This is a genomic window from Actinomadura madurae, assembly GCF_047130825.1.
GTDB lineage: Bacteria > Actinomycetota > Actinomycetes > Streptosporangiales > Streptosporangiaceae > Spirillospora > Spirillospora madurae.
Genome location: NZ_CP083237.1, coordinates 6142361 through 6162908, shown reverse-complemented (window position 1 = coordinate 6162908; position 20548 = coordinate 6142361). Strand labels below are relative to the sequence as shown.

21 protein-coding genes and 1 tRNA gene are annotated in these 20548 nt (G+C 66.8%); 7 read left to right on the top strand and 15 right to left on the bottom strand.

Annotated elements, in window-relative coordinates; translation table 11 throughout:
- Nucleotides 1-65: 65 nt before the first annotated feature.
- Together K8Z49_RS28075 and dcd are read right to left on the bottom strand one after the other, a co-directional pair.
- Nucleotides 66-1319 (bottom strand): quaternary amine ABC transporter ATP-binding protein, encoded by a 1254-nt coding sequence (locus K8Z49_RS28075; RefSeq protein WP_024935868.1) that lies wholly within the window; start codon nt 1317-1319, stop codon nt 66-68.
- Nucleotides 1320-1502: 183 nt separating this feature from the next.
- Nucleotides 1503-2078 carry a dCTP deaminase gene (dcd, locus tag K8Z49_RS28070; protein WP_024935867.1) on the bottom strand — a complete coding sequence of 192 codons (576 nt, stop codon included), beginning with the start codon at nt 2076-2078 and terminating at the stop codon, nt 1503-1505.
- A gap of 81 nt (nt 2079-2159) precedes the next feature.
- Between dcd and K8Z49_RS28065 the strand changes: the two genes are divergently transcribed.
- Nucleotides 2160-2233 (top strand) — tRNA-Gly (locus K8Z49_RS28065).
- A gap of 88 nt (nt 2234-2321) precedes the next feature.
- Here K8Z49_RS28065 and K8Z49_RS28060 read toward each other — a convergent pair.
- From K8Z49_RS28060 to K8Z49_RS28025, 8 genes are all read right to left on the bottom strand, one after another.
- Nucleotides 2322-3671 carry a tyrosine-type recombinase/integrase gene (locus K8Z49_RS28060; RefSeq protein WP_412515646.1) on the bottom strand — a complete coding sequence of 450 codons (1350 nt, stop codon included), beginning with the start codon at nt 3669-3671 and terminating at the stop codon, nt 2322-2324.
- Nucleotides 3671-3913, bottom strand: a complete 243-nt coding sequence (locus tag K8Z49_RS28055; protein ID WP_412515645.1) for a helix-turn-helix domain-containing protein — start codon at nt 3911-3913, stop codon at nt 3671-3673. The genes K8Z49_RS28060 and K8Z49_RS28055 overlap by 1 nt, the downstream gene beginning before the upstream one ends.
- Complete coding sequence (locus K8Z49_RS28050; protein ID WP_412515644.1) at nt 3910-5307, bottom strand: replication initiator; 1398 nt, start codon at nt 5305-5307, stop codon at nt 3910-3912. Before K8Z49_RS28050 ends, K8Z49_RS28055 begins: the two co-directional genes overlap by 4 nt.
- A gap of 123 nt (nt 5308-5430) precedes the next feature.
- On the bottom strand, nt 5431-5721 hold the full coding sequence (locus K8Z49_RS28045) for a hypothetical protein (RefSeq protein ID WP_412515643.1): 291 nt from the start codon (nt 5719-5721) through the stop codon (nt 5431-5433).
- Complete coding sequence (locus tag K8Z49_RS28040) at nt 5721-6149, bottom strand: hypothetical protein (RefSeq protein WP_412515642.1); 429 nt, start codon at nt 6147-6149, stop codon at nt 5721-5723. Before K8Z49_RS28040 ends, K8Z49_RS28045 begins: the two co-directional genes overlap by 1 nt.
- 20 nt (nt 6150-6169) lie before the next feature.
- On the bottom strand, nt 6170-7021 hold the full coding sequence (locus K8Z49_RS28035; RefSeq protein ID WP_412515641.1) for a DUF2637 domain-containing protein: 852 nt from the start codon (nt 7019-7021) through the stop codon (nt 6170-6172).
- A 416-nt stretch (nt 7022-7437) separates the two neighbouring features.
- Nucleotides 7438-8775 carry an FtsK/SpoIIIE domain-containing protein gene (locus tag K8Z49_RS28030; RefSeq protein WP_412515640.1) on the bottom strand — a complete coding sequence of 446 codons (1338 nt, stop codon included), beginning with the start codon at nt 8773-8775 and terminating at the stop codon, nt 7438-7440.
- 12 nt (nt 8776-8787) lie between these two features.
- Nucleotides 8788-9189 (bottom strand): hypothetical protein, encoded by a 402-nt coding sequence (locus K8Z49_RS28025; protein ID WP_412515639.1) that lies wholly within the window; start codon nt 9187-9189, stop codon nt 8788-8790.
- Nucleotides 9190-9315: 126 nt separating this feature from the next.
- On the opposite strand from K8Z49_RS28025, the gene K8Z49_RS28020 reads away from it, so the two are divergent.
- Nucleotides 9316-9708, top strand: coding sequence for a GntR family transcriptional regulator (locus tag K8Z49_RS28020; RefSeq protein WP_412515637.1), 393 nt, complete (start codon nt 9316-9318; stop codon nt 9706-9708).
- A 285-nt stretch (nt 9709-9993) separates the two neighbouring features.
- On the opposite strand, the gene K8Z49_RS28015 is transcribed toward K8Z49_RS28020, so the two are convergent.
- The 3 genes from K8Z49_RS28015 to K8Z49_RS28005 form a co-directional block, all read right to left on the bottom strand.
- Complete coding sequence (locus K8Z49_RS28015) at nt 9994-10290, bottom strand: hypothetical protein (protein ID WP_412515636.1); 297 nt, start codon at nt 10288-10290, stop codon at nt 9994-9996.
- A 131-nt stretch (nt 10291-10421) separates the two neighbouring features.
- The gene (locus K8Z49_RS28010) at nt 10422-10664 is read right to left on the bottom strand and encodes a hypothetical protein (RefSeq protein WP_412515635.1); all 243 of its coding nucleotides are present in this window, start codon (nt 10662-10664) and stop codon (nt 10422-10424) included.
- A gap of 30 nt (nt 10665-10694) precedes the next feature.
- Nucleotides 10695-10931, bottom strand: a complete 237-nt coding sequence (locus K8Z49_RS28005) for a hypothetical protein (protein WP_152564053.1) — start codon at nt 10929-10931, stop codon at nt 10695-10697.
- A gap of 117 nt (nt 10932-11048) precedes the next feature.
- On the opposite strand from K8Z49_RS28005, the gene K8Z49_RS28000 reads away from it, so the two are divergent.
- The 4 genes from K8Z49_RS28000 (at nt 11049) to K8Z49_RS27985 (ending at nt 16324) form a co-directional block, all read left to right on the top strand.
- Nucleotides 11049-11828 carry an aminotransferase class IV family protein gene (locus tag K8Z49_RS28000; RefSeq protein WP_412515634.1) on the top strand — a complete coding sequence of 260 codons (780 nt, stop codon included), beginning with the start codon at nt 11049-11051 and terminating at the stop codon, nt 11826-11828.
- 27 nt (nt 11829-11855) lie between these two features.
- On the top strand, nt 11856-12692 hold the full coding sequence (locus K8Z49_RS27995; RefSeq protein WP_412515633.1) for an SUMF1/EgtB/PvdO family nonheme iron enzyme: 837 nt from the start codon (nt 11856-11858) through the stop codon (nt 12690-12692).
- 449 nt (nt 12693-13141) lie between these two features.
- Nucleotides 13142-14605 carry a pentapeptide repeat-containing protein gene (locus K8Z49_RS27990; RefSeq protein WP_412515632.1) on the top strand — a complete coding sequence of 488 codons (1464 nt, stop codon included), beginning with the start codon at nt 13142-13144 and terminating at the stop codon, nt 14603-14605.
- A 300-nt stretch (nt 14606-14905) separates the two neighbouring features.
- Nucleotides 14906-16324, top strand: a complete 1419-nt coding sequence (locus tag K8Z49_RS27985; protein ID WP_412515631.1) for an ATP-binding protein — start codon at nt 14906-14908, stop codon at nt 16322-16324.
- 428 nt (nt 16325-16752) lie between these two features.
- Here the strand turns inward: K8Z49_RS27985 and K8Z49_RS27980 are convergent, their stop codons facing one another.
- The gene (locus K8Z49_RS27980) at nt 16753-17529 is read right to left on the bottom strand and encodes a PaeR7I family type II restriction endonuclease (protein WP_412515630.1); all 777 of its coding nucleotides are present in this window, start codon (nt 17527-17529) and stop codon (nt 16753-16755) included.
- Nucleotides 17530-17540: 11 nt separating this feature from the next.
- Nucleotides 17541-19226: an Eco57I restriction-modification methylase domain-containing protein gene (locus K8Z49_RS27975; protein WP_412515629.1), complete on the bottom strand. Its 1686-nt coding sequence runs from the start codon at nt 19224-19226 to the stop codon at nt 17541-17543.
- Nucleotides 19227-19640: 414 nt separating this feature from the next.
- Between K8Z49_RS27975 and K8Z49_RS27970 the strand changes: the two genes are divergently transcribed.
- On the top strand, nt 19641-20294 hold the full coding sequence (locus K8Z49_RS27970; protein ID WP_412515628.1) for a hypothetical protein: 654 nt from the start codon (nt 19641-19643) through the stop codon (nt 20292-20294).
- The last annotated feature ends 254 nt before the right edge of the window (nt 20295-20548 follow it).

Here is a 20548-nt window from a genome sequence, read left to right as displayed (position 1 = left end):
CCGTACACCAGTTCACCAGGCTGTCGAACCACTCACCGACCGGAACCCGGGGCAGCTCGACCGCTCTACTCACCGTCAACGCCACTGCCCTCCTTCGTCAGCGCGAGTTCCGGCTCGGCCACGACCTCCTCCACATGGGAGTTGATCGCACCCAGTGCCGCCAGCAGCGTCACCCGCGGGATCACGCCGAGCAGCGTCCCGTCCTCGTCGGCCACGGGGACCGGCAGGTCGCTCGCGGCGCACCGCACGAACAGGTCCGCGACCGGCGTGTCCGGCGCCACCGGCGCCGGGTCCTCCGGGTCGACCAGCCCGTCCAGCGTCTGCACGTTCTCCTGCACCGCGTCGGCGATCACCGTCGCCCGCACCCGGCCGACCAGCTTCCGGTCCCGCTCGATCACGAACGCCGCCGACGTCTGGTGCTCGCGCATCGTCCGCAGCGCCGTCCGCGGACCCGTCGACGCCAGCACCGTCACGAGCGGCTTCTCCATCACCGAGGACGCCGTCAGCACCCTGGTACGGTCCACATCCGCGACGAACTGGGCGACGTAGTCGTTCGCGGGGTCGGTCAGGATCTCCTCGGCCGTGCCGATCTGCACGATCCGGCCCTCCCGCATGACCGCGATCCGGTCGCCGATGCGCATGGCCTCGTTCAGGTCGTGCGTGATGAACACGATCGTCTTGCCGAACCGCCCCTGCAGGTCGAGCAGCAGGTCCTGGACCTCCCGCCGGATCAGCGGGTCGAGCGCGCTGAACGCCTCGTCCATCAGGATGATGTCGGTGCCGGCCGTCAGCGCCCGCGCCAGCCCCACCCGCTGCTGCATCCCGCCCGACAGCTCCCGGGGGACCTTGCTCTCCCAGCCCTCCAGGCCGACCAGGGCCAGGAACTCCCGGGCCTTCTTCTCTCGTTCCTCCTTCGGGACGCCGCGGACCTCCAGCCCGTACGCGGCGTTCGCCAGGACCGTCCGATGGGGGAACAGCGCGAAGTGCTGGAAGACCATGCTGACCTTGTTCTGCCGGAGCGCCCGCAGCGCCTTCGGCGACATCTTCGCGATGTCCTGGCCGTCGATCTCGACACTCCCGGACGTGACCCCGAGAAGCCCGTTCAGCATCCGGATGAGGGTCGACTTCCCCGACCCCGACAGGCCCATGACCACGAAGATCTCGCCCTGCCGGACCTCGAACGTGGCGTCCACCACCGCGGGGGTGACCCCTAGGTCGCGAACCGCCTGCAGGTCGGCGCCCGCCCTGAGTTTCCGCTGTGCCTCGCCCGCCTTACGGCCGAAGAGCTTGGTGACGCTTTCCGCGCGGAGTACTGACACGATCTCCTTCCGGGTTCCCACGTCAAAGCGCGGAAACGGGTCGCCCTGTCCGTCCGGGCGTCCGGAGTCTCATGCAAAGAGACTGTCAACCAGACGCCAACGTTGTGCGTCGCCCGAAACTACCCGTCCAGAGAACATGTTTCATCTTTTGGTGATCTCCGTCACGTTCAGGTCACGAACCGACTACACCTTCGTCCGATGGAAGTTCAGGTAGGACCGCGAGGGCGTCGGCCCCCGCTGGTCCTGGTACCGCGACCCGTACTTCGCCGACCCGTAGGGGTACTCCGCCGGCGAGCTCGTCCGGAACAGGCACATCTGCCCGATCTTCATCCCGGGCCACAACTTGATCGGCAGCGTCGCCACGTTCGACAGCTCCAGCGTCACGTGCCCGCTGAACCCCGGATCGATCCACCCGGCCGTCGAGTGCGTGAGCAGCCCCAACCGCCCCAGGCTGGACTTCCCCTCCAACCTGGCCGCCAGATCGTCGGGCAGCGCGAACACCTCGTACGTCGACGCCAGCACGAACTCCCCGGGATGCAGGACGAACGCCTCCTCGGGATCGACCTCCACCAGCCGAGTCAGATCCGGCTGCTCCACGGCCGGATCGATGTGCGGATACCTGTGGTTCTCGAACACCCGGAAGTACCGGTCCAGCCTCACGTCCACACTGGACGGCTGAACCATCCCCGGCTCATACGGGTCGATCTTCACCCGCCCGGACCCGAGCTCGGCCCTGATATCGCGATCGGAGAGCAGCACCCCGAAACGCTATCCCACACCCCACCCCACCCGGCGATCCGGTACAGTAACCACAGCATGGAGCCCCACCAGGGCCCCCACGCGGGTGTAGTTCAATGGTAGAACTTCAGCTTCCCAAGCTGACAGCGCGGGTTCGATTCCCGTCACCCGCTCCACTAAGAAGGCCCAGGTCAGAGGCATGATCCTCCAACCTGGGCCTTGATCGTTTCATCGCCCGATCAGCGCCGTGCAATTAGCGTGCAATTACGCCACCGGCACCAGCGATCCGGCCGCCCCGTCGTCATCGTCGCCGTCCCGCTTCTGGTCGGCCTGGACGAGCGCGTTGAGCCCGTCCGCGATCGCACGGTCAGCACTGTTGGACCGGTGCTGATACCGCAGCGCCGCCCGCTCGTTGTCGTGGCCCATGCGCGCCATCAGGTTGCGCAGTGAGACGCCCATGTCCGCCGCGAGGGTGTTGCCCGTGTGCCGAAGGTCGTGGAAGTGCAGGTTCGGTACGCCGAGCGCCTCCACTACGGGCTTCCAGCGCGTGACCTTGTTGAAGCCGCTGCGGCGCAGCGGGCCGCCCTTGATGCCCGTGAACACGAGGGCATCGTCACCCTTCTTGGTGTACTTGGTGAGGTGCGCGACCAGGTGGGGGACGATCGCGTCGGGAATCGCGACCGTGCGCAGTCCTGCTCGTGACTTGGTCGGCCCGAGGACCATCTGTCCGTTCGCCCGTTCGATGTAGGCCCCGCGGACCCGGACCGTGCGGTTGACGATGTCGATGTCAGCGCGCTTGAGCGCGGTCACCTCACCCCACCGCAGACTCGCGAACGCGGCGAGGAGGATGAACGCCCGGAGCCGATCGTCACGGGTCACGTCCGCGTGCCCGTCCTCAGCCAGCTTCCACAGCACCCGTTCGGCCTCTGGCCTGGTCGGGAACGTCTGCGGGAAGCGCCGCATGTGCCCGTTCTTCGCCCTGTATCGCAGCCGGTACTCGCCGGACTCCAGTTTGCGGACGTTGCCGACCGGCCGGACTCCGACCCGTTCGGCCAGTTCGAAGACCTGGGCCACGGTGAGGACCGGACGCTCGGGAGCCTCCTCGGTGCCGGCACCCCGCACGCGGCACGGGTTCCGAAGGAGGATCTTGTCTTCCTCCACCGCCGTCATGAGGATCGCTCGGAGCAGCCGGTACGCCTTTGCCGTCATCGTCGGCGAGACGCCGGAGGCGAGGAGCGTCGACCGCCATTCGCGGATCATGGCCGTGCTCAGCTTGCCCAGCGTGACCCCGCCGAGGTGCGGCGCTATGTACTTGTTCAGGAGCCAGACGTACAACTCCACCGTCCGGGGTCGAAGGCCCGCGCGCTGCTCGATCCACTGCGCGGCGTAGTCGCCCACCTTGACCTTGGCGCGCTCAGGGTCGGTCCATTCGCCGCTGAGGATCTGTGCTTCGGCCAGCGTCAGCCACTTCTCAGCATCGCCCTTGCGCTGGAAGGTCTCAGGAGCCGTCCGCCGCTGCCCATTCGGAGCGAGGTAGCTCGCCTGGAAGCGCCCGGACGGCAGTTTCCGGATGTTGCCGAAGCGACGGTGACCCGGCTTGTTGCCCTTGGCCATTACGCGGCCCTCCAGACGTCAGAGGCGGTCATCGGCTCGACGAGACCAGCCGCGATGAACTCGTGAAGTGCGGATTCGGGGATGCGGACGAAGCGTCCGAGCTTGACGAAGCGGATGCGCCGTTCGGCCACGAGGCGACGAGGGAACCGCGGGGAGGTGTTCAGACGCTCGGCTGCCTCAGTGATCGTCAACAGCCGTTCGTTCAGGTCGATGGGAGCTGTCTGCGGCCTTGCCCTGGTCAAGCTGCGCTCCTAGCGGTCGCTTCTGACGGAGATGGGAGAGGTCTTCCGGTGAGTGCGGCGGTGACGAGTGCTTCGCCGCGTGTGAGGCCCTGGCTGTGGAATCGCCATTCGCCGATGGCGAGGATCTGGTCAGGGTCGTGGTCGTCGGGGGGTTGCCAGCCGGGGTGTTGCTCGCGGACGTAGGCGATGCGTGCTTCGCGGAGTGCGCCGAGGGTGGTGGAGTAGCGGCGGGATTTGGTGGAGAAGTGGCCGCGGAAGCCGAGCATGTGAGCCCATTGGGCGAGCCGGAGGTCTGCGAATTCGTCCAGGGCACCCAAGGTCAGGCATGCGCTCATGAGCCGCCGGGCGTGCGGTGTGATCGGTAGCTGGTCCAGGTCGTCTGTGGGGTGTAGGCGTCGGTCGAGGGTGCCGACGCATTCGGCGGCTTTGGTGGCGTACTTGGCGATGTAGCCCGCTACGGCCTGTTGGGTGAGGGCACCCGAGGAGGTGATGGCCCGGATGTCGACTTGCGCGCCCCAGGACAGCGACCGTGCCGGGATGTCCGGTGCTGCGGGAGTGGTGACCGATACGGCGCCGGCGGCGTGCCGGGCGGCGTCTTCCAGGAGCTGGACGGTGGCCCAGCCGGGCGGGGGTGTGGTCGGTCCGTTGGGGCCGTCGAAGCGGATGACGGCGTGGAAGTGGACGACGCCGCGCCGTTGGTATTCGGCGACCTTGGCGAAGGAGACCGCCAGCGTCTCGCGGAACTCCTTTTGTGTGAGCCCGGCCGCTTTGGTCAGGTAGCGGCGCAGCGCGAGGGTGAAGCGCCGCCACAGTTCCGGGGCCAGGGCGTTGAACAGCACCGACCCGGCGTAGTCGTAGCAGTCGGGGCACAGCGGTTCCCCGAGCCGGGGGTCGTCGGCGGGGTGCCGGGCGGTGCAGGACGCCGTCACGCCATGCGGGCATGGCTTGGCGTTGCGCCGGGGGTGGCAGCGCTCGACCCGTCCACCGTTGCGTTCCCGCCGCGCGTGGACGGGACCGAAGGAGGGCGCGGTCAGGGTGACGAAGGCGGCCGGATGGCTAGAGACGGTTTCGGGGATGCCTTTGCCGCCTGCCAGTCCCGCGCGGATGAGCTGGTAGGTGTCGGCCCGGTAGATCTCGGCGCAGGCCGGGCAGCGGGAGGCCCGCCGGGTCTTGCACGCCACCGGTAGCGCGCCGTCCGGCTCACGGTCGGTGGTGTAGTGGTGCAGCAGTTCCCCGGTTCCGGTGTGGACGTGGCTGACGGTGCCGGTGAGGAACACCGGTTGTGCGCAGCCGCCGGTAGCGCGGGCGCGAGCGGCCCAGCGCTCGAAGTCGGGCCGGTCGATGATCTTGGCCATCAGCCGGGCGTCCTGCGGTGTGAGGGCAGGGTGGGGCACGATGAAGGGGTCTCCTTACCGGTTTCGTGCGGGTGAAGGGGATGGCCCCCGACGTGACGGCGTGACTTGGCGGTTGAGCGGTCACGCCGGGGGCGCTGCGATCACTGGCGGATCACGGGCGGGTCATTGGCAGTTGCCGAGGCCCTGGCAGTGCGGGCAGGTGTCGCCGTAGGAGTCCAGGCCGGTTCCGCCGCAGTTGCAGCACTGCCACCACTGGCCGACCGGGGCGAGCGGGCGCGGGAAGGCGATGGCCGACCCGGTCGCCGAGTCCTGCGCGGTCACCTCGGTCGAGCCGCAGGCCGAGCACGAGGGGCCGCTCCGATGCGCGAGCAGGTTCACCCAGTGCAGACCGCCGCTGGTGACGTGGCAGGCGCGGCAGCGAAGCCGCCACGTCGTGGGGTTCTGGTCGGTCATCAGGCCACCCGCCCACTGATCTCGCCGTGGCCCTGGTCGCTGCGCTGGTCGGCGTCGAGGGTGATGTTGTCGCGGTAGCTGTCGCGGGCGCGGTACTCCTCGCGGCGCCGCTGGGGGATGTGGACGATGCGGTAGGAGACGCGGCCGAAGGTGCGGGTCGCGGTGTAGTGCCCGCCCCGGTCGGTGTCGTCGGTGACGTCGACGCCCAGCAGCGCCGCCGTGGCGTCGACCAGCGCGACCGCCGAGGCGTCGTCGCTGGCTCGGACGCTGACGGTGAGGTCGTGGCCGTACTCGTTGACGGGTACGGCCGGGTTGGCCTCCAAGAAGACGGCCAGGGCGCGCAGGCCGGTGATGGTCTGGTGGCGGGCGAACAGGTCACCGGGCACTACCGGAGCGGCCGGGCCGGTCGGGTTGGAAGGCGTGGTCATGGCGGGTTCCTCCAGCAGGGTCAGGCGACGGGCGCAGTTGCTTCGGTGCGGATCTGGCGGAGCAGGTCTGAGGCGAGCTGGTTGGAGACCCCGAGCCGGGCGCGCAGCGCATCCCGGGTGATCGGCCGCCCGTGCTCGGTTTCGTGCTCGGAGGCGACGCGGCGCGCGAAGTCGACCAGCGGCCCCGCCGGAGCCGACGAGGACGAGCCGGACGGCGACGCGGGCGCCGTAGAGGCAGGGCGTTCGCTCGGGACGGGGATGGAGGTCTGTCCGTCCTGCTCGTCCTCGTCCTGGTCCCGGTCGTCGTGGTCGTGCTGATCGCCGGGACCGGGCGCGGCAGCAGCGGCAGCCGTGGGCCGCTCCCAGACCACCCACGGGGACGAGGCCGGGTCCGCCGGGGACGGGACGGACGGCGCTCCGGACGGAGACGGGGACGGTTCGGGACGGCCGAAGGAGTTGGGGACCGGTGACGGGCGAACCGCCGTACGGGTGCCGGCCTTTCTGCGTTCCAGCATCGACACGGCGACCAGGAACGCGCCCGCCGGAGTGCCAGCGGTGATCCAGCCCCAGACCGAGGGGTCGGCCTGGGCGAGGTTGGCGGCCAGGGAGAGCAGGATGCCGCCGACCAGGACGACGGTCGGCCATGACAGCCGTCCGGTGTCACGTCCGGTGCGCTTGTCGCGTTGCCGTTCCCCGGCGGCCATGACGCAGGTGAGGTCGATGCAGACCGCGATGGCCCAGGCCATCCAGCCGTGTTGGCCGTGTTCGGTGGCGGTGTCGCGGATATGGGTGAACGATCCGGCCGCCGCGATGGCGGCCAGGACCACGACCGGCCCGGAGTCGGCCACCGCGCCGAAGATGCGCCGGGTCATGCCGCCCGCCGGGTGTCGACGAAGGCCAGCAGCGCGGCCAGTTCCGGGTCACAGCGGTGCGTGTCGGCCCAGTCGTCGACCTCAGCCGAGGACGAGGAGGCGAACGAGTCGGCGCACTGCTGGCAGCGGGCGATGTGCAGGGAACGGAACTAGTCCCACTCGACGCCGACCGGCCACACGTCCCAGGACGACACCGCCGACGGCCGGGACGAGCCCGAGGACGGCGACCAGGACGAGGAGGAAGCGGATGCGGGGGCCGGGACGGCGACGAACCGGGGACGAGGACGGGGACGAAGGACACGGATGCGAGCGACCATAGGGCAGCCTCCAGGGCCGGTTTCGGGCATGGGGCGGGTAGGGACGTGGCGCGATCAGGGCTCACGCCGAGCCGAAGAAGAGGAGAAGGAGAGGAGTGCCTATGCGGCGGGAGTGATCGGGACGGCGCCGATGAGGGTGTCCCAGTCCGGCGTCAGGTGCGCGTACTTGTGGGCGGCTTCCTCAGCCGCGGATTCGGGCACGTACACCGACCGGGCACGGTGCCAGGTGCCGTCTTGACCGGCGACCACGCACACGCCCGGGGACTCAGCGGGGATCGCACGGGCAGCGTCCAGGGCGGCCGGGTCGAGGTCGCCGAGCGTCATGTTCGCCGTCTCCGGGTCGTTGACCCGGTGGCAGACCCGGCCGGAGAGCTGTGCGCGGAGCGCGGTGACGCCGGGGCCGAGGTCGGAGCCGATGCGCTGCCCGCACACGATCAGGTGGACCGCGAAAGCCCGGCCGAGCTGGGCGACGCGCAGCAGCGCGGTAGCAGTTTTGGACACCTCCTCTTTCTCGGACTTGTCGGCCATCAGGAACAGTTCGGCGACTTCGTCCACCAGGACCACGACCGGCACCGGCCGTAGCGCCTCGGGCAGGGTCCAGACGTTGCGGGCGCCGTGCGCGCGGCAGGTGGCCATGCGGTTCTCGACCTCGCCGACCAGGTCGGACAGCAGGTCGACCGACTCTTTGCGGGTGGTGGCCAGCGCCGACAGACGGGGCGCGTAGGGGGTGAACTCGACCCCGCCTTTGAGGTCGAAGCCGACCAGCGCGACCGGTTGCGGAGCCAGGCCCTTGAGCAGGGCGTTGGCCCAGTTCGATTTACCGGACTGTGTCGCGCCGGCGTTGAGCCAGTGAGGCACCGTCCGCAGGTCGATCACCCAGTCGCGGCCGTTCTCCAGCTTGCCGGGACGCACGGTGAGCAGTTCACCGGTTTCGGGTTCGGCGATCACGTCCACCAGGGGGTCACGCATGGTCGCCCACAGGGTGACGTAGCCGGGCCGGACGTCGACCACCCGCACCGAGTGCACCCGCCAGGCGTGCGCGATCCCCTCCGCCGCACGTTCGTAGTCCGCCGGGACCTGCCCGTCATGCAGCCGCAGCCGCAGCCGCCACCCCAGCCGGGTCGGCCGCAGGATGCCGAGGCGGGGAGCGCGCTCGACGTCGACCCGCCGCACCCGCCGCTTGTGCTCGACCACCGTCGCAGCGGACCGGGACGCAGGCCCGACCACGGGGATAGCGTCGAGGGTGAGCCGGAACCGGCGCCGGTTGCGGGTGAGCTTGCAGCCCGAGGCGATGTGGTGCCACGTCAGGTACACCAGCACCGCGCGGAGCGGGAAGCCGACGCCGTACCAGAACGACACCGGGTGCCAGCGCCGCCAGGCCCAGAGCCCGGCCGCCGCAGCGGCCAGGACCCCGAGCACCACAAGCAGATCATTCATCACGGCCGCCGATCAGGCCACGCCCGCCGAAGCGGACGAGTCCGGCGATCCCGATCCCGACCCCGACGACGAGGAGGCCGGGGGCGGAGCGACCGAGGAGACGGGGGCGATGCGGTCGGCGCGGTAGGCCACGCCCCAGCGCTTCTCACCGCCCAAGACCGCCTCCCACGGGAACGCGACCAGCCCGACCGGCGTGACGACCTCCCCGATCGTCACCGACTGGTCGCCGACCACCGCCACGTTGAGCAGGTCAACCCGCCCCATCGCGTCGGCCGCCGACAGACCCACCGTGAACACCGTCTGACCGTTGCGGTCCGTCTTCACCTCCCCCGTGTCCTGATTAACCAGCTTGGGACGCGGCGGCGAGACGCACACGAACGTCAACGCCGTCAGGTCCACCGGGATGTTTCGCACGTCAGCCTCCAGGCCATCGATTGCTACCTACGTTCCTAGGTTACATAGGAAAGTGAGTAGGTCAAGTAATAGACCGAAACTTTCCTAGGAACCCACGAACCTAAGTCGGGCGGCTATGCTGCTGACATGGGAAAACCTGGTTCAGCGGACCGCCGGAAGGTGTACGTCCGCATCGCTGACGAGCTGCGGAAGGACATCGTGGCAGGGCGCTACCCCGTGGGCGAAGCACTGCCGTCCATAGCGAAGCTGGGGGAGCGGTTCGGTGCGGCCGGTGCCACAGTGGAGCGCGCGCTCGCAGTCTTGCGGGAAGAGAACATCATCATGAGCAGGCAGGGCACGCCGAGCGTTGTCACGAGGCGGCCGGAGCAGAAGGCGCCAGGCGAGCCCTCCGGAGAAGCAGCCGAAGGCCCGAGCGAAGAGTTCACTCTCCTCCTCGGACAACTTCAGGAGATCCGGGAGCATGTCCGTCGTCTCAGCGCCAAGGTTGATGACCTGGACGAGCGAACGAGGGACCTTTAGGCCGGGCCGCGTTGCCAGTCATCCCGCCGGCCCTCGAAGAGCGACGACCGCGCAGCACAGGAAGTCACGGTGCCCCACCGTCCCCCGTGCCGCACGGCCGTCACGGCCATGGCCACCCGTCAGGGTGCGTGATAGCCATGACCAGCTCGCGGACCGATGCCGCTTCCACCAGGCGCCACCCGCGGTCACAGTGCACCAGCGCCCACCACGACCGGGTGTAGCGGCCCCGCCAGCACGTCACCTCGAAACGTTCCGAGACCTCGGCGAGGGCCGCCCCGGCATCCATCAGGCCCCGTCCGTCCTCCAGGACGAGCCCGCCGCCGCGATCCACCGATCCAGCGACGTCGCCACCCGCAGCGACGCCAGGTCCACATCTGAGCAGGGCGCGAGCAGTTCCCCGGTACTGGACCGGTACCACCAGCCACCATCCCCGCCGACGACGGTGACGCTCTCGCCCAGGCCCGCAACCTTGGGGAAGTGCATCCGCAGCATGGGCAGGGTTTCGGCGTAACGGCGCTCCACCGTCCAGCCCCGCCGCCGTAGGGCACGCGCGAGCCGGTTGAGCAGCCGACGCGCGGTCAACGGCCGAGGCAGCGCGACCAGTGCATCCGGGGGGATAAGCACCCGCCGCGCCGCCTCAGCCTCCCCCCGGGCCGCCCCACCCGGCGCAGGGACGGCCCCGACCGGTGACGGCGGGGGAGTCCACGCCACCATCACCACGCCCTCTTCACTACCGGACGGCCCGCGCGGCCCCTCTCCTGCACGAGCGCCTCACGCAGCGCCGCAGAGTCCGACCGGATCACCGTGAGGTCCACGCCGGCGGCCGAGTCGTGCAGCGTCGCGACCCAGTCGCCCGGACGCCCGTCCCACCGCCGAGCCCGCCAGATCCGATGCCCGGTGAACTCCTCCCGAAGTCGACGAAGTGCCGGGTCATCGTTGTGCGCACGCGTTTCCATCGCAGGGTTCCTCAGTCGAAGTGACTCATCTCAGGCCGCCCCGGTCTCGCGAGCCGGGATAGCCGTACCGGCCCGGTGAACCCGAGCCGTGATCTGCTGTGTCCGAGCGCGGAGTTCATCGAGTTCGGCAGTGATCTCGGCGAGTTCCGCGAGCAGGAGCTGACGCTCTCCCTCGCTCAGCCCACCGGCCCGCCCCGTGGCATTGCTGCGCAGACGCGGCCCGGAGAGCCGCACCACTTTGTCTTCCGAACGCACACGACCGCTCATACCAACCACGGTGTCGTATTGATCAAGCCGTTCCCATGTCCTGGCACCGACGCAGCACTGAACTTGTCCTGCACCCGACCCTGTGAGCAGCCCATACCTACTGACACACTGAGGCCCATGGCTGAACTCAACGGCGTACCTGTCACCCCGGATGAGCTCAAAGCGCTAGCTCTCATGAACTACGGTCACTTCACCTCGATGCGCATGGAAAACCGGCACATCAGAGGCTTTTCGCACCACCTAGAGCGACTTGTCCGGGACTGCCGAGTTCTCTTCGGGCACGAGCTGGACCGCCAACAGGTCCGGGAGTACGTCAGACAGGCCACCGCCGGACGAGACGGCGCGTTCGTCGTCCGCATCACGATCTACGACCCTGACCTCGAACTAGGCCACCCCGGAGCCCGAGCCGAGCCAAAGGTTCTCGTCACGACCCGCCCGTCCGGGACATGGCCGATGTCCTCGATGCGGGTGCAATCCGTTTCCTACGTCCGCGAGCTGCCCGAACAGAAGCACGTGGGCCTGTTCGGCGCCCTGTGGCACCGCCGTAACGCCCAACTCGACGGATTCGACGATTGCGTTTTCACCGACCCGGACCTGTACATCTCTGAGGGCGCAACCTGGAACATCGGCTTCTTCGACGGACAGCAGGTCATCTGGCCTAACGCCGAAGTTCTCCCCGGCGTGACCATGCGCCTACTCCACCAGGTGCACGACGCGACATCTGTTGGCCCCGTAAACCTTTCCGACCTGCCGCGCATGGAAGCCGCGTTCGCCACTAACACAGCCATTGGCGTACGAGCAATCACGGCCATCAACGACGTGGAGTTCCCGGACGCGCACCCGATCTTGGACACCCTCCACAAGGAATACGAAGAGATCCCCGCCGAAGCCGTCTGAGTACCGCCCCGCTACGGAGAGCACCACATGCCCCCCACAGTCTCACGCTGGACCGGCCAGGAAGCCCGCGCCCTGCGGGAAGCCAAGCGCGTCAGCCAGGTGGAGTTCGCCGCGGAACTCGGCGTCAGCGAACGAATGATCGTCCGATGGGAGAAGGGGAACGTCACTCCCCGCCCCATCAACCAGCAGGGCCTAGACACCATCCTGGCGGCCTGTAGCCCGGACGTGCAGGCCCGCTTCGCCGAGATGATCGGCTTGACTGCCGCGACCACGCCCGCACAGTATCCGGGCGTGTCCTCAGAACAGCCAGAAGGCCCCCAGGCAGAGCCCGACGTGCCCGTCGGCGACGAAGACCAGGTCAGACACCCGATCGACGGGAAGTTGATGACGCTGGTCCCGGCCGGCGTCTACTTCGCGGGCGAGAACGCCGAACCGGTCTACCTCCCGGCGTTCTACATCGATGTGTTCCCCACCACAAACGCCGACTACGCCCGGTTCGTCGCAGCGACCGACTACAAGCCACCGCAGCACTGGGAGACCGGCGACATCCCCGAAGGACTCGACAACCACCCAGTCGTGTTCGTCACATGGCACGACGCCCAGGCGTACGCCCAGTGGTCCGCCAAGGCCCTCCCCAGCGCCCAGCAATGGGAGAAGGCAGCCCGAGGCACCCGAGGCGAGATCTACCCATGGGGCAACCAGCGGACCCCCGCCAAGGTCAACTGCCGCGAGGGCGGCAAGCGCAGCACGACCCCCGTTGACTGCTACGCAAGCGGCGTCAGCCCGTACGGCGCGTCTACGACATGTGCGGCAACACCTGGGACTGGTGCTCCACCGAGACCGATCCAGGCCGCTACGAGCTGAAGGGTAGCGCCTTCACGAGCCCCTTCCTACGCTGCGCCCCATCCACGTTCAACGACGCCTCAGCGGACATGCTTGACGACGACACCGGCTTCCGCTGCGTCACCCCAGTCGAAACCATGCGAGCCCTCCTCAACGTGCGGGGCCAGTCAGCCACCTGACCATCCCAGCCCGGCCCTCTGGCCTGCCGAACGGCGTGGCCGATCACCTGTCGTGAAATGATCATGTTCCACCTCTAGCGGATGCATTGGGATGGGTAAAGGGCCGGATGCGGTCGTGGCCACCGGTCACGGAATCGTAAACGGCTGGTGCGGTGGCCGCGTCTGAGCGTTGTGGGCGAGGTGGCGCCGAGCGGCGCGCATGGGCGTGTGAGGCGGGGGCTGGAGCCGATACGGCGGCGCTGGGCACAGACGCGAGCTCGGCGTGAGAGCAAACCGTTACGGGTGCGGCCGTTGGCGGCGGGGTTCTGGATGCTGGCGGCCGCAGGGGCGGCGGCGTTGGCAATCTGGCTGACCACCGCCTGGCTGCTGGACGTTGCCGATGACGCCCCGCCCGGCACCGATCGGGCCAGGATCCGGGTGGATGCCGTCCGCACTGGCCTGGCCGCCGGCGGCGGTGCGGGCGCGGCGGTCGGGTTGATGCTGGCGTTCCGGCGGCAACGGCACGCCGAGCTGTCGACTGCACTGGGGCAGTTGGACGCGGCCGAGCGACGGATCACCGACCTGTACAACGCGGCCGCCGAGCAACTCGGCTCTGACAAGGCACCAGTCCGCCTCACCGCGCTGTACACGCTGGAGCGGTTGGCCAACGACAACGAGCGGCACCGGCAGACCATCGTCAACATCATCTGCGCCTACCTGCGCATGCCCTACACCCCGCCCTCGGCCGACCGCCCCGACCCCCAGGAAGAACACCGGGAGAGGGCACGCCGCAACGCCGCCCGCTACCGCGCCGCCCGCGACAACCGGATGCCCCCTCTCGAACTCCCACCCCACGGCCCAGACCCCCGCGAGGAACATCAGGTTCGCCTCACCGCCCAACGCCTCCTCACCACCCACCTCCAGCGCACCGCCGAACACCACTGGGCGGGCCTCTCCCTGGACCTGACCGGCGCCACCCTTACCGACTTCACCCTGAACAACTGCACCGTCCGCCACGCAGACTTCTCCCACACGACCTTCTCCGGGACCGCCAGGTTCAACGAGGCGACCTTTTCTGAATCTGCCGTGTTCGACGAGGCGACCTTCTCCGGGGCCGCCTGGTTCAGCGAGGCGACCTTCTCCGGGACCGCCCGGTTCAGCGAGGCGACCTTCTCCGAAAGCGCCCGGTTCAGCGAGGCGACCTTCTTTGGGTTTGCCGTGTTCGATGAGGCGATCTTTGCTGGGGTCGCCAGGTTCAGCGAGGCGACCTTCTCTGGGACCGCCAGGTTCAACGAGGCGACCTTTTCTGAATCTGCCGTGTTCGACGAGGCGACCTTCTCTGGGACCGCCTGGTTCGGCGAGGCGACCTTCTCCGGGACCGCCCGGTTCGGCGAGGCGACCTTCTCCGAAAGCGCCCGGTTCAGCGAGGCGACCTTCTCCATGAACGCCTGGTTCCCCAAGACGACCTTCACTGGGACCGCCGTGTTCGATGAGGCGACCTTTGCTGGGGTCGCAAGGTTCGGCGAGGCGACCTTCTCCGAAAGCGCCCGGTTCAGCGAGGCGACCTTCACTGGGACCGCCAGGTTCCCCAAGGCGACCTTCACTGGGACCGCCAGGTTCGACGAGGCGAGGTTCGAAGCTGGCGCCGATATGACGTTGGCCACCGTGGTGGATGCCGCCAGCGAGCATGTGCCACCGCCAGGCTGGCGGATCGAGCCGACCGAAGGGGGCGCGGGCCGCTTCGGTCGAACTCCCGCGCCTGCGAACGGCTCCTGAGCAGCCAAGCCGAACAGGCACCCGTCAAGCATGTGATGGGACAGAGATGTCAAGCATGTCCCGGGACAGGACAACAGCAGGTGTGCGGGCCGGATGAGAACTTTCTTTACGTCTTCAAGGGCGCCCGCTACGCGGTCGCCAGCGGCCGCCCGCCCCGGCGCGCCGGGCATGCGGCCTGTCCCGTCCGGTCCCGCCGCGCCGCGCCGCCCGTCCGCCCGATATCGCCACGAGCAATAAACGATCTTGCTTGAAATGCTGGAATTGACCGCCCTCGCGTTGTTGTCGTCCTACACTCACACCATGGCGCGACGTGACGTGATCAAAGCTGGCAAGGTGTTCGTAGCGGGCGGCCTTCCCACTCTGACGTACATTCCGCGGAGTCAGAATAATCTCGAACAGAAGGTCCTTGATTATCTGGACGAAGGACACCGCATCCTCTCAGTTTCAGGGCCGACCAAAACCGGCAAGACCGTTCTCATGAGAAAAATGTTGAGGAATGAGAACGCTATATGGCTTTCCGGAGGGACGCTAAATAGCCTTGAAGATTTTTGGTCGCAAATCGCCGACGAACTCAATCTCTTCACTGAGATAGAATCAACGGATTCGTCCGCCGAGTCGGAAGGTCGCGTCAACAAGGGGGAGGCTGGCGTTGCAGTCGTCAAAGTCGCCCGCGAAGGACAGTCAGCGACCACCTACACCACAGAAAGTCGAGCGGCGCGCAATCGACCGATAGCATCTGCCGCCCGCGACGGCTTGCGTGGCGCCCTCTCTCCTCTGGTAATCGACGACTTCCACTACGTTGATCAAGAAATTCAGATGCAGATAGTCCGAGGCCTCAAGGATCTCGTCTTCGATGGTCTACCCGTCGTCGTTATTGCCGTGCCCCACAGGGCCTACGATGTGGTACGCGTAGAAAAAGAGATGACGGGCAGAGTGGAACAGCTCGAAGTCGGGTTCTGGTCGACGTCTGAACTGATGGAGATCTCTCGACAAGGCTTCTCTGCGCTGAACGTCATAGACAGGAACGACGCAATCGCAAAAAGGCTCGCGGAGGAGAGCTTTTCAAGTCCTCACCTTATGCAGGATTTTTGTCTACAAATTTGCAAGGTCAACAATATCCGCGAGAAGTCAAGAATGGCAAGCAAACTCAAATCTCCCAATTGGGCTGAATTTTTCTCAGGTCGCTCCTCGTCAACTTCAAAAACGGCGTTTGAAATGCTGGCAAGGGGACCTCGTCAACGAACGGATAGGAAACCCCGCATCCTCCATGGGGGTACAGCCACAGACATTTACGGCGCTGTCCTGTATGCGATTGCCTTCACTGGTCCACTGACTTCGCTCACTTACGAGGGGCTGCGTTCCGCGCTCAGAAATGTCCTCGACGAAGATCTGCCCCAGAGGCACGAAGTGACGAGGGTTCTCGAAGAGATGTCGAAGATCGCAAAGCGTGATCTAGAAGGAGAACCGGTCGTCGACTACGACGAGAGTCTTTCGACACTCCATATTTCCGACCCATACTTCGCTTTCTATCTAAGATGGAAGATTAACGGGAACGTAGCCCCTCACGCAGAGGCTCAGGTTTCCATACCGGCCCAGCAAATTGTTTTTGGCAATCAGGTTGCGGTCGGCCGTGATTTTCACGGCAACGTGATTCATGGCGATGTTCAGATCACAGGAGAGTCGTCAACAGGGCCGAATCAACTGCCCCCTGATAGGTGATCCAAGGCTGTGTTGCTTCAGCTCACGCAAAGCCCTCAGCCAGTGCCCCGGTTGAGCGCGAGAGAAGCGGGGGCCTCGCGGCCCCCAGCCCCCCGCGGGCCGGAGGGCACGCCCGCGCGAATCCGTCTGTCACACCGTCTCGCCGTTCGCGCGGGCGCACCCTCCGGGACGGGTGTACGTGCTAACGGCCGTGTTAACAACGGGGCCGAATGACCTTGGACGGGTGTGGACATGCGGGAGGGTGTGGCCCTGGTCAGGGCATGTGTGGGGACGGTTCTGGACGTCGCTGATCTTGCTACGGATCAGAAGGCCATTGCGCTCAGTGCGGTTATGAGTGCTGATTAGCCGGACGGCGCTACGGATTCTTGAGCCTCGCCCCAGCCATCCGGCCTGTCCACAGACGTGGAGCCCTATACTAGCGCTTTCGATTAGATCAGGCTGCCTTGGCCTTTGGTGGTCTCACCCGGTAGGGCTTGAATGTAGGAGACGCGGCCAGCGATTGCGGCGGCGAAGTTGGCGAAGCCAAGTTCTTGGTCAGGCTCGTCGAGGGTGGCCGGGGGGCCGGCGCTTGTGGTGAGGAAGCAAGCAGCGTCGTAGAGGCGTTCCCGGACGAGTCGCTGGCACAGGATGCGGTAGCGGTCGGCATAGGACGTTCCGTGAAAGATGTCGTCAACAGGGAAGACGGGCTTGGGCAGGCTCACCGGTGCCGTGGACTTCTTGGTGGCTTCGAGGAGGAAGAAGTAGCCGAGCCAGGGCCGGATTCTGCCGAAGGTGCCTTCTTCGTAGGCGCGCCAAACGTCGGCCGCGGAGCCGATGGCTTCTTCACTGCGGTTATTGACGTTGTTGCCGAATGAGGGGCCGACCTGGGATTTGAACTCGATCGCGGCAACCAGGATGCCCCGGTCGAAGACCACCACGTCCCACTTCTTGGCCGGTCTGTAGTAGCCGGGAAGTTCGATGCCGGTCTTACGGCGGATGGAGGTTCGGGGGATCCCTGCCCTGACGAACTCCTCAATGACGATCTCTTCGAGTTGTGCCATATGCTGCCCCGCCGTTACCTTGCCCCGTTCCCCAGCGTCGACCTTGCCGATCTCCACTTGCTTGCGCCCTGCTCGGTCTCGCACGTCCCAGAAGGCATCTACGGCGAATTGCGCGGGGTGTTTGGCCTGTCCGGGGTGTTTGGCCTGTCCGGGGTCTTCGGCCACTGGGGGTCTCCTTAGTCGGGGAGGTCCTCCAAGCCGTAGGCACGGAGCGCGGCCCGGGTGGCGGCTTGGACGTCGCGTTTTTCGAAGGCTTCGATGAGGGCGGTACGTGTCTGGGGGGCGATGTCGGCAGGGTCGGGGACGCGGATCTTACGGAGGTACTGCGCTTGGAACCGGAGGGTGCCGCCGCGCATCCTGACGGCGTAGGCCTGGACGAAGGCCTCAGCGACCTTGGACAGCAGCAGACCGCCAAGAACTTTGAGGTCCCACGTTTCAGAGACCACAAAGTACAGGTTGTGATGGGGGTAGTGGCCGCCCTCGTCCAGAACCGGGTGAATCGTTAGTTTCATGTCCGGGAACAGCAGCTTGGGCCGGGCGGTGAGCCGGTGGTCGACCTTGTCGATGGTCTTGTACCAGCGGGCCGGGTTCTTCTTGGCGATGTGCCGCTTGCTCAGGGCGGCCTGGTGACGTTGGAAGTAGGCCCGCAGCCGCGGGTAGTCGCCGAGGTCGACCAGGTGACCGCTGGCGGTCCAGGGGTTGATGAGGTAGCTGCCGCCCCATTCCAGGGTTCCGGACCGGGCGTCGCGGACCATCGACAACGGCAGGAGGCGATCTGGCTCCACCTGGTCGGCCCTGTCTGTGATGAACACCTTGTCAGCGCCTGTCGCGACCCCGATACCCACCCGGGTCCCGGTCGTCTCGTCCTCCAACGGCCTGAACCGGTCGCTGAGTTCCTCCAGCATCGCTAGTCGTGCCGGAGATGCCGCCGGCCAAGAGTCGTCACCGGCGAACCAGTGCGGAAGCCGCGCAGCGTGGTACTCGGCAGCGTTCACCCGGTCGGCGCTGGCCTGCGCGGACCAGGCCAGCAAGGCCCGAGCCTGCGCCGGGCCGAAGTCGCGCGTGGTGTCGGCCGCGATCGCCGAGCCCTGGGGACGGTTGCTGATGATGGTGATGGCCGGGTAGGCCGACACCTGGTCATGGAAAGCGTTCACGTCATGCATGCTCAGCACCAGGTCGACGCTGAACCGGCGGTTGACCATCTGCCGGAGGTGCCGACCGTACTGGTTGCGCATCCACCGGTCGGCGCATATGAAGCCGAGCTTCCCGCCAGGCTTCAGGCTCCGCAGCCCCAACTCATAGAAGCCCACGTAGATGTCCGCCCGACCGCCCATGGTGGGACACATCGACCGGTAGACCGCCATCCGCTCATCCGGAACGTCCTCCAACCGGATGTAGGGCGGGTTACCCACCACGAAATCCGCGCCCACAGCCCGAGAGCTCTGCAGCAAGAGGAAGTCCCCCCGGCTCACCCACCCTTGAACCACCTTGGACGCCTCAGAAGAGTCCCAGCCATCCCCCCGCAGCTGGTCAACGAGCAGACGCCGGGCGTGTTCGACATTGCGATCCAGAAGATCGAACGCTTCGACCGCCTCCTGTGCGTCCAGCAGCGACCGGCCGAACACACGGCACGAGGCCGACAGCCGTTCCACGATCGGGCCGAGGAACGCCCCCTCACCACAGGCAGGCTCACAGATCCGCAGCCCCGCCAAGTCTCGATCCGGGGTGTAGCCGACAAGATCAAGGATCAGGTCGACGACCCAGCGCCGGGTGAACACCTCACCGTTCTCCACCACCGACTCAGGCGGCAACGGCAGCGGGGACGGGGACAGCCCGACATCGAACAGCGCATCAGCGGTCACCCGCACGAAGATACCGGCCTACCAGGCCACACCTCAGGTACCCAGACCAACGAGAGTCCTGGACGGCACCCACCATCCGGCGTGCCGAGGCCGAGCGGAACGGACACCCGGACCGCCAGCCGAGTGACGGCAACGTTGACGGCAACGTCGGCCACCGACCCCACCCAACGGCACACGTCCACCACCGCCCGACCTCGGCAGACGGCACGAGCTCAGGGCGGTTGCTACTTCTGAAAAGCGGAAGGTCGGCGGTTCGACCCCGCCCCTGCCCACCTCTAAGACCAGCACAAACGTCCCCGAGCCACACGGCAGCGGGAAGTTTTTGACGACAACGCTGACGGCAGCTGCTAGCCGCAGCCATAGCGCTCTCGTCCTTTCTCCGCGCCCAAGCCAGGCAGGCCATACGGTCGAAGCATGACAACCACGCTACAAGTAACTTTCGGCATCCCCGAGCCCAGCGATTCCGAGGCGCACCGCGAGCTGGCTGACCAGATCGGCCTGGGACCTAAGGACCTCGCAGATCTTGAAGCTGCGATCGACGCGGAAGCCACGCTCGCCGAAGGCTCCTTTGGAATCGGCGCATCGGGTTTCGGAGTCTCGGTCCTTCTTGCACTCTCGGACAACGCGGTCAGCACCGTCGCTGGCCTGTTGGTCATCGGAGGGGCTCTGCGCGGATTCATCCGGAAGGTGACGGGGCGGCCGCAGGTCACGATGCCGTCGATCACCGAGAGCTACACGCAGGCCGCAATAGCTGCCGCAGGTGTTCCAAAACTCCGACACGAGCTGATCGAGATGACCTTCGTGGAGGCCAAGCCGCTTGACGACCGTCGGGAGGGCAGACACCTACCCGGTACGGCTTGGGGTGGCACGGACCCACGGGATGTATGGTGCGTCGTCTTCTATCACTCTAGACGCGGTTACAGTTTGATGATCTTCGTGTCGCCTACGGGCGTGATACTCGGCTATGTTCGCGTACCTCACGAGATGTTCTTCGACGGCGACGACTGGATCCATCGCTCCGAGGAAGAGGTACGCAACTTCCAGGTCGAGGAGTCGGACGATAACTAAAAGACCGTTGGGCGCCTGCTCAGGGCAGGCGCGCAACGGTCAACGTTTCAGACTTAGCCCAGTGCGTCACCAAGCTTCCGCAATGCGGCCCGCTTCTCGTCGAGGACCGCGTGCGCGTAGATCGTCATCGTCACCTCGATGTCACACTGCCCGACGATCTCTCGCACGACGTGAGGCGAGACGCCGAGGTCCAGAAGCAAGAGACGCAGGCATGCCGCATGTCGTGCAGTCGCATCGAGCCAAGGCCAGCGGCG

What these genes read in the sequence shown, in the direction of transcription:
- K8Z49_RS28045 (WP_412515643.1), bottom strand. Translation starts at nt 5,721, where the DNA reads ATGACCGACCAGAACCCCACGACGTGGCGGCTTCGCTGCCGCGCCTGC.
- K8Z49_RS28020 (WP_412515637.1), top strand. Translation starts at nt 9,316, where the DNA reads ATGGGAAAACCTGGTTCAGCGGACCGCCGGAAGGTGTACGTCCGCATC.
- K8Z49_RS27970 (WP_412515628.1), top strand. Translation starts at nt 19,641, where the DNA reads ATGACAACCACGCTACAAGTAACTTTCGGCATCCCCGAGCCCAGCGAT.
- K8Z49_RS28005 (WP_152564053.1), bottom strand. Translation starts at nt 10,931, where the DNA reads ATGAGCGGTCGTGTGCGTTCGGAAGACAAAGTGGTGCGGCTCTCCGGG.
- K8Z49_RS27985 (WP_412515631.1), top strand. Translation starts at nt 14,906, where the DNA reads ATGGCGCGACGTGACGTGATCAAAGCTGGCAAGGTGTTCGTAGCGGGC.
- K8Z49_RS28040 (WP_412515642.1), bottom strand. Translation starts at nt 6,149, where the DNA reads ATGACCACGCCTTCCAACCCGACCGGCCCGGCCGCTCCGGTAGTGCCC.
- K8Z49_RS28035 (WP_412515641.1), bottom strand. Translation starts at nt 7,021, where the DNA reads ATGACCCGGCGCATCTTCGGCGCGGTGGCCGACTCCGGGCCGGTCGTG.
- K8Z49_RS28010 (WP_412515635.1), bottom strand. Translation starts at nt 10,664, where the DNA reads ATGGAAACGCGTGCGCACAACGATGACCCGGCACTTCGTCGACTTCGG.
- K8Z49_RS28060 (WP_412515646.1), bottom strand. Translation starts at nt 3,671, where the DNA reads ATGGCCAAGGGCAACAAGCCGGGTCACCGTCGCTTCGGCAACATCCGG.
- K8Z49_RS27995 (WP_412515633.1), top strand. Translation starts at nt 11,856, where the DNA reads ATGCCCCCCACAGTCTCACGCTGGACCGGCCAGGAAGCCCGCGCCCTG.
- K8Z49_RS28030 (WP_412515640.1), bottom strand. Translation starts at nt 8,775, where the DNA reads ATGAATGATCTGCTTGTGGTGCTCGGGGTCCTGGCCGCTGCGGCGGCC.
- K8Z49_RS28000 (WP_412515634.1), top strand. Translation starts at nt 11,049, where the DNA reads ATGGCTGAACTCAACGGCGTACCTGTCACCCCGGATGAGCTCAAAGCG.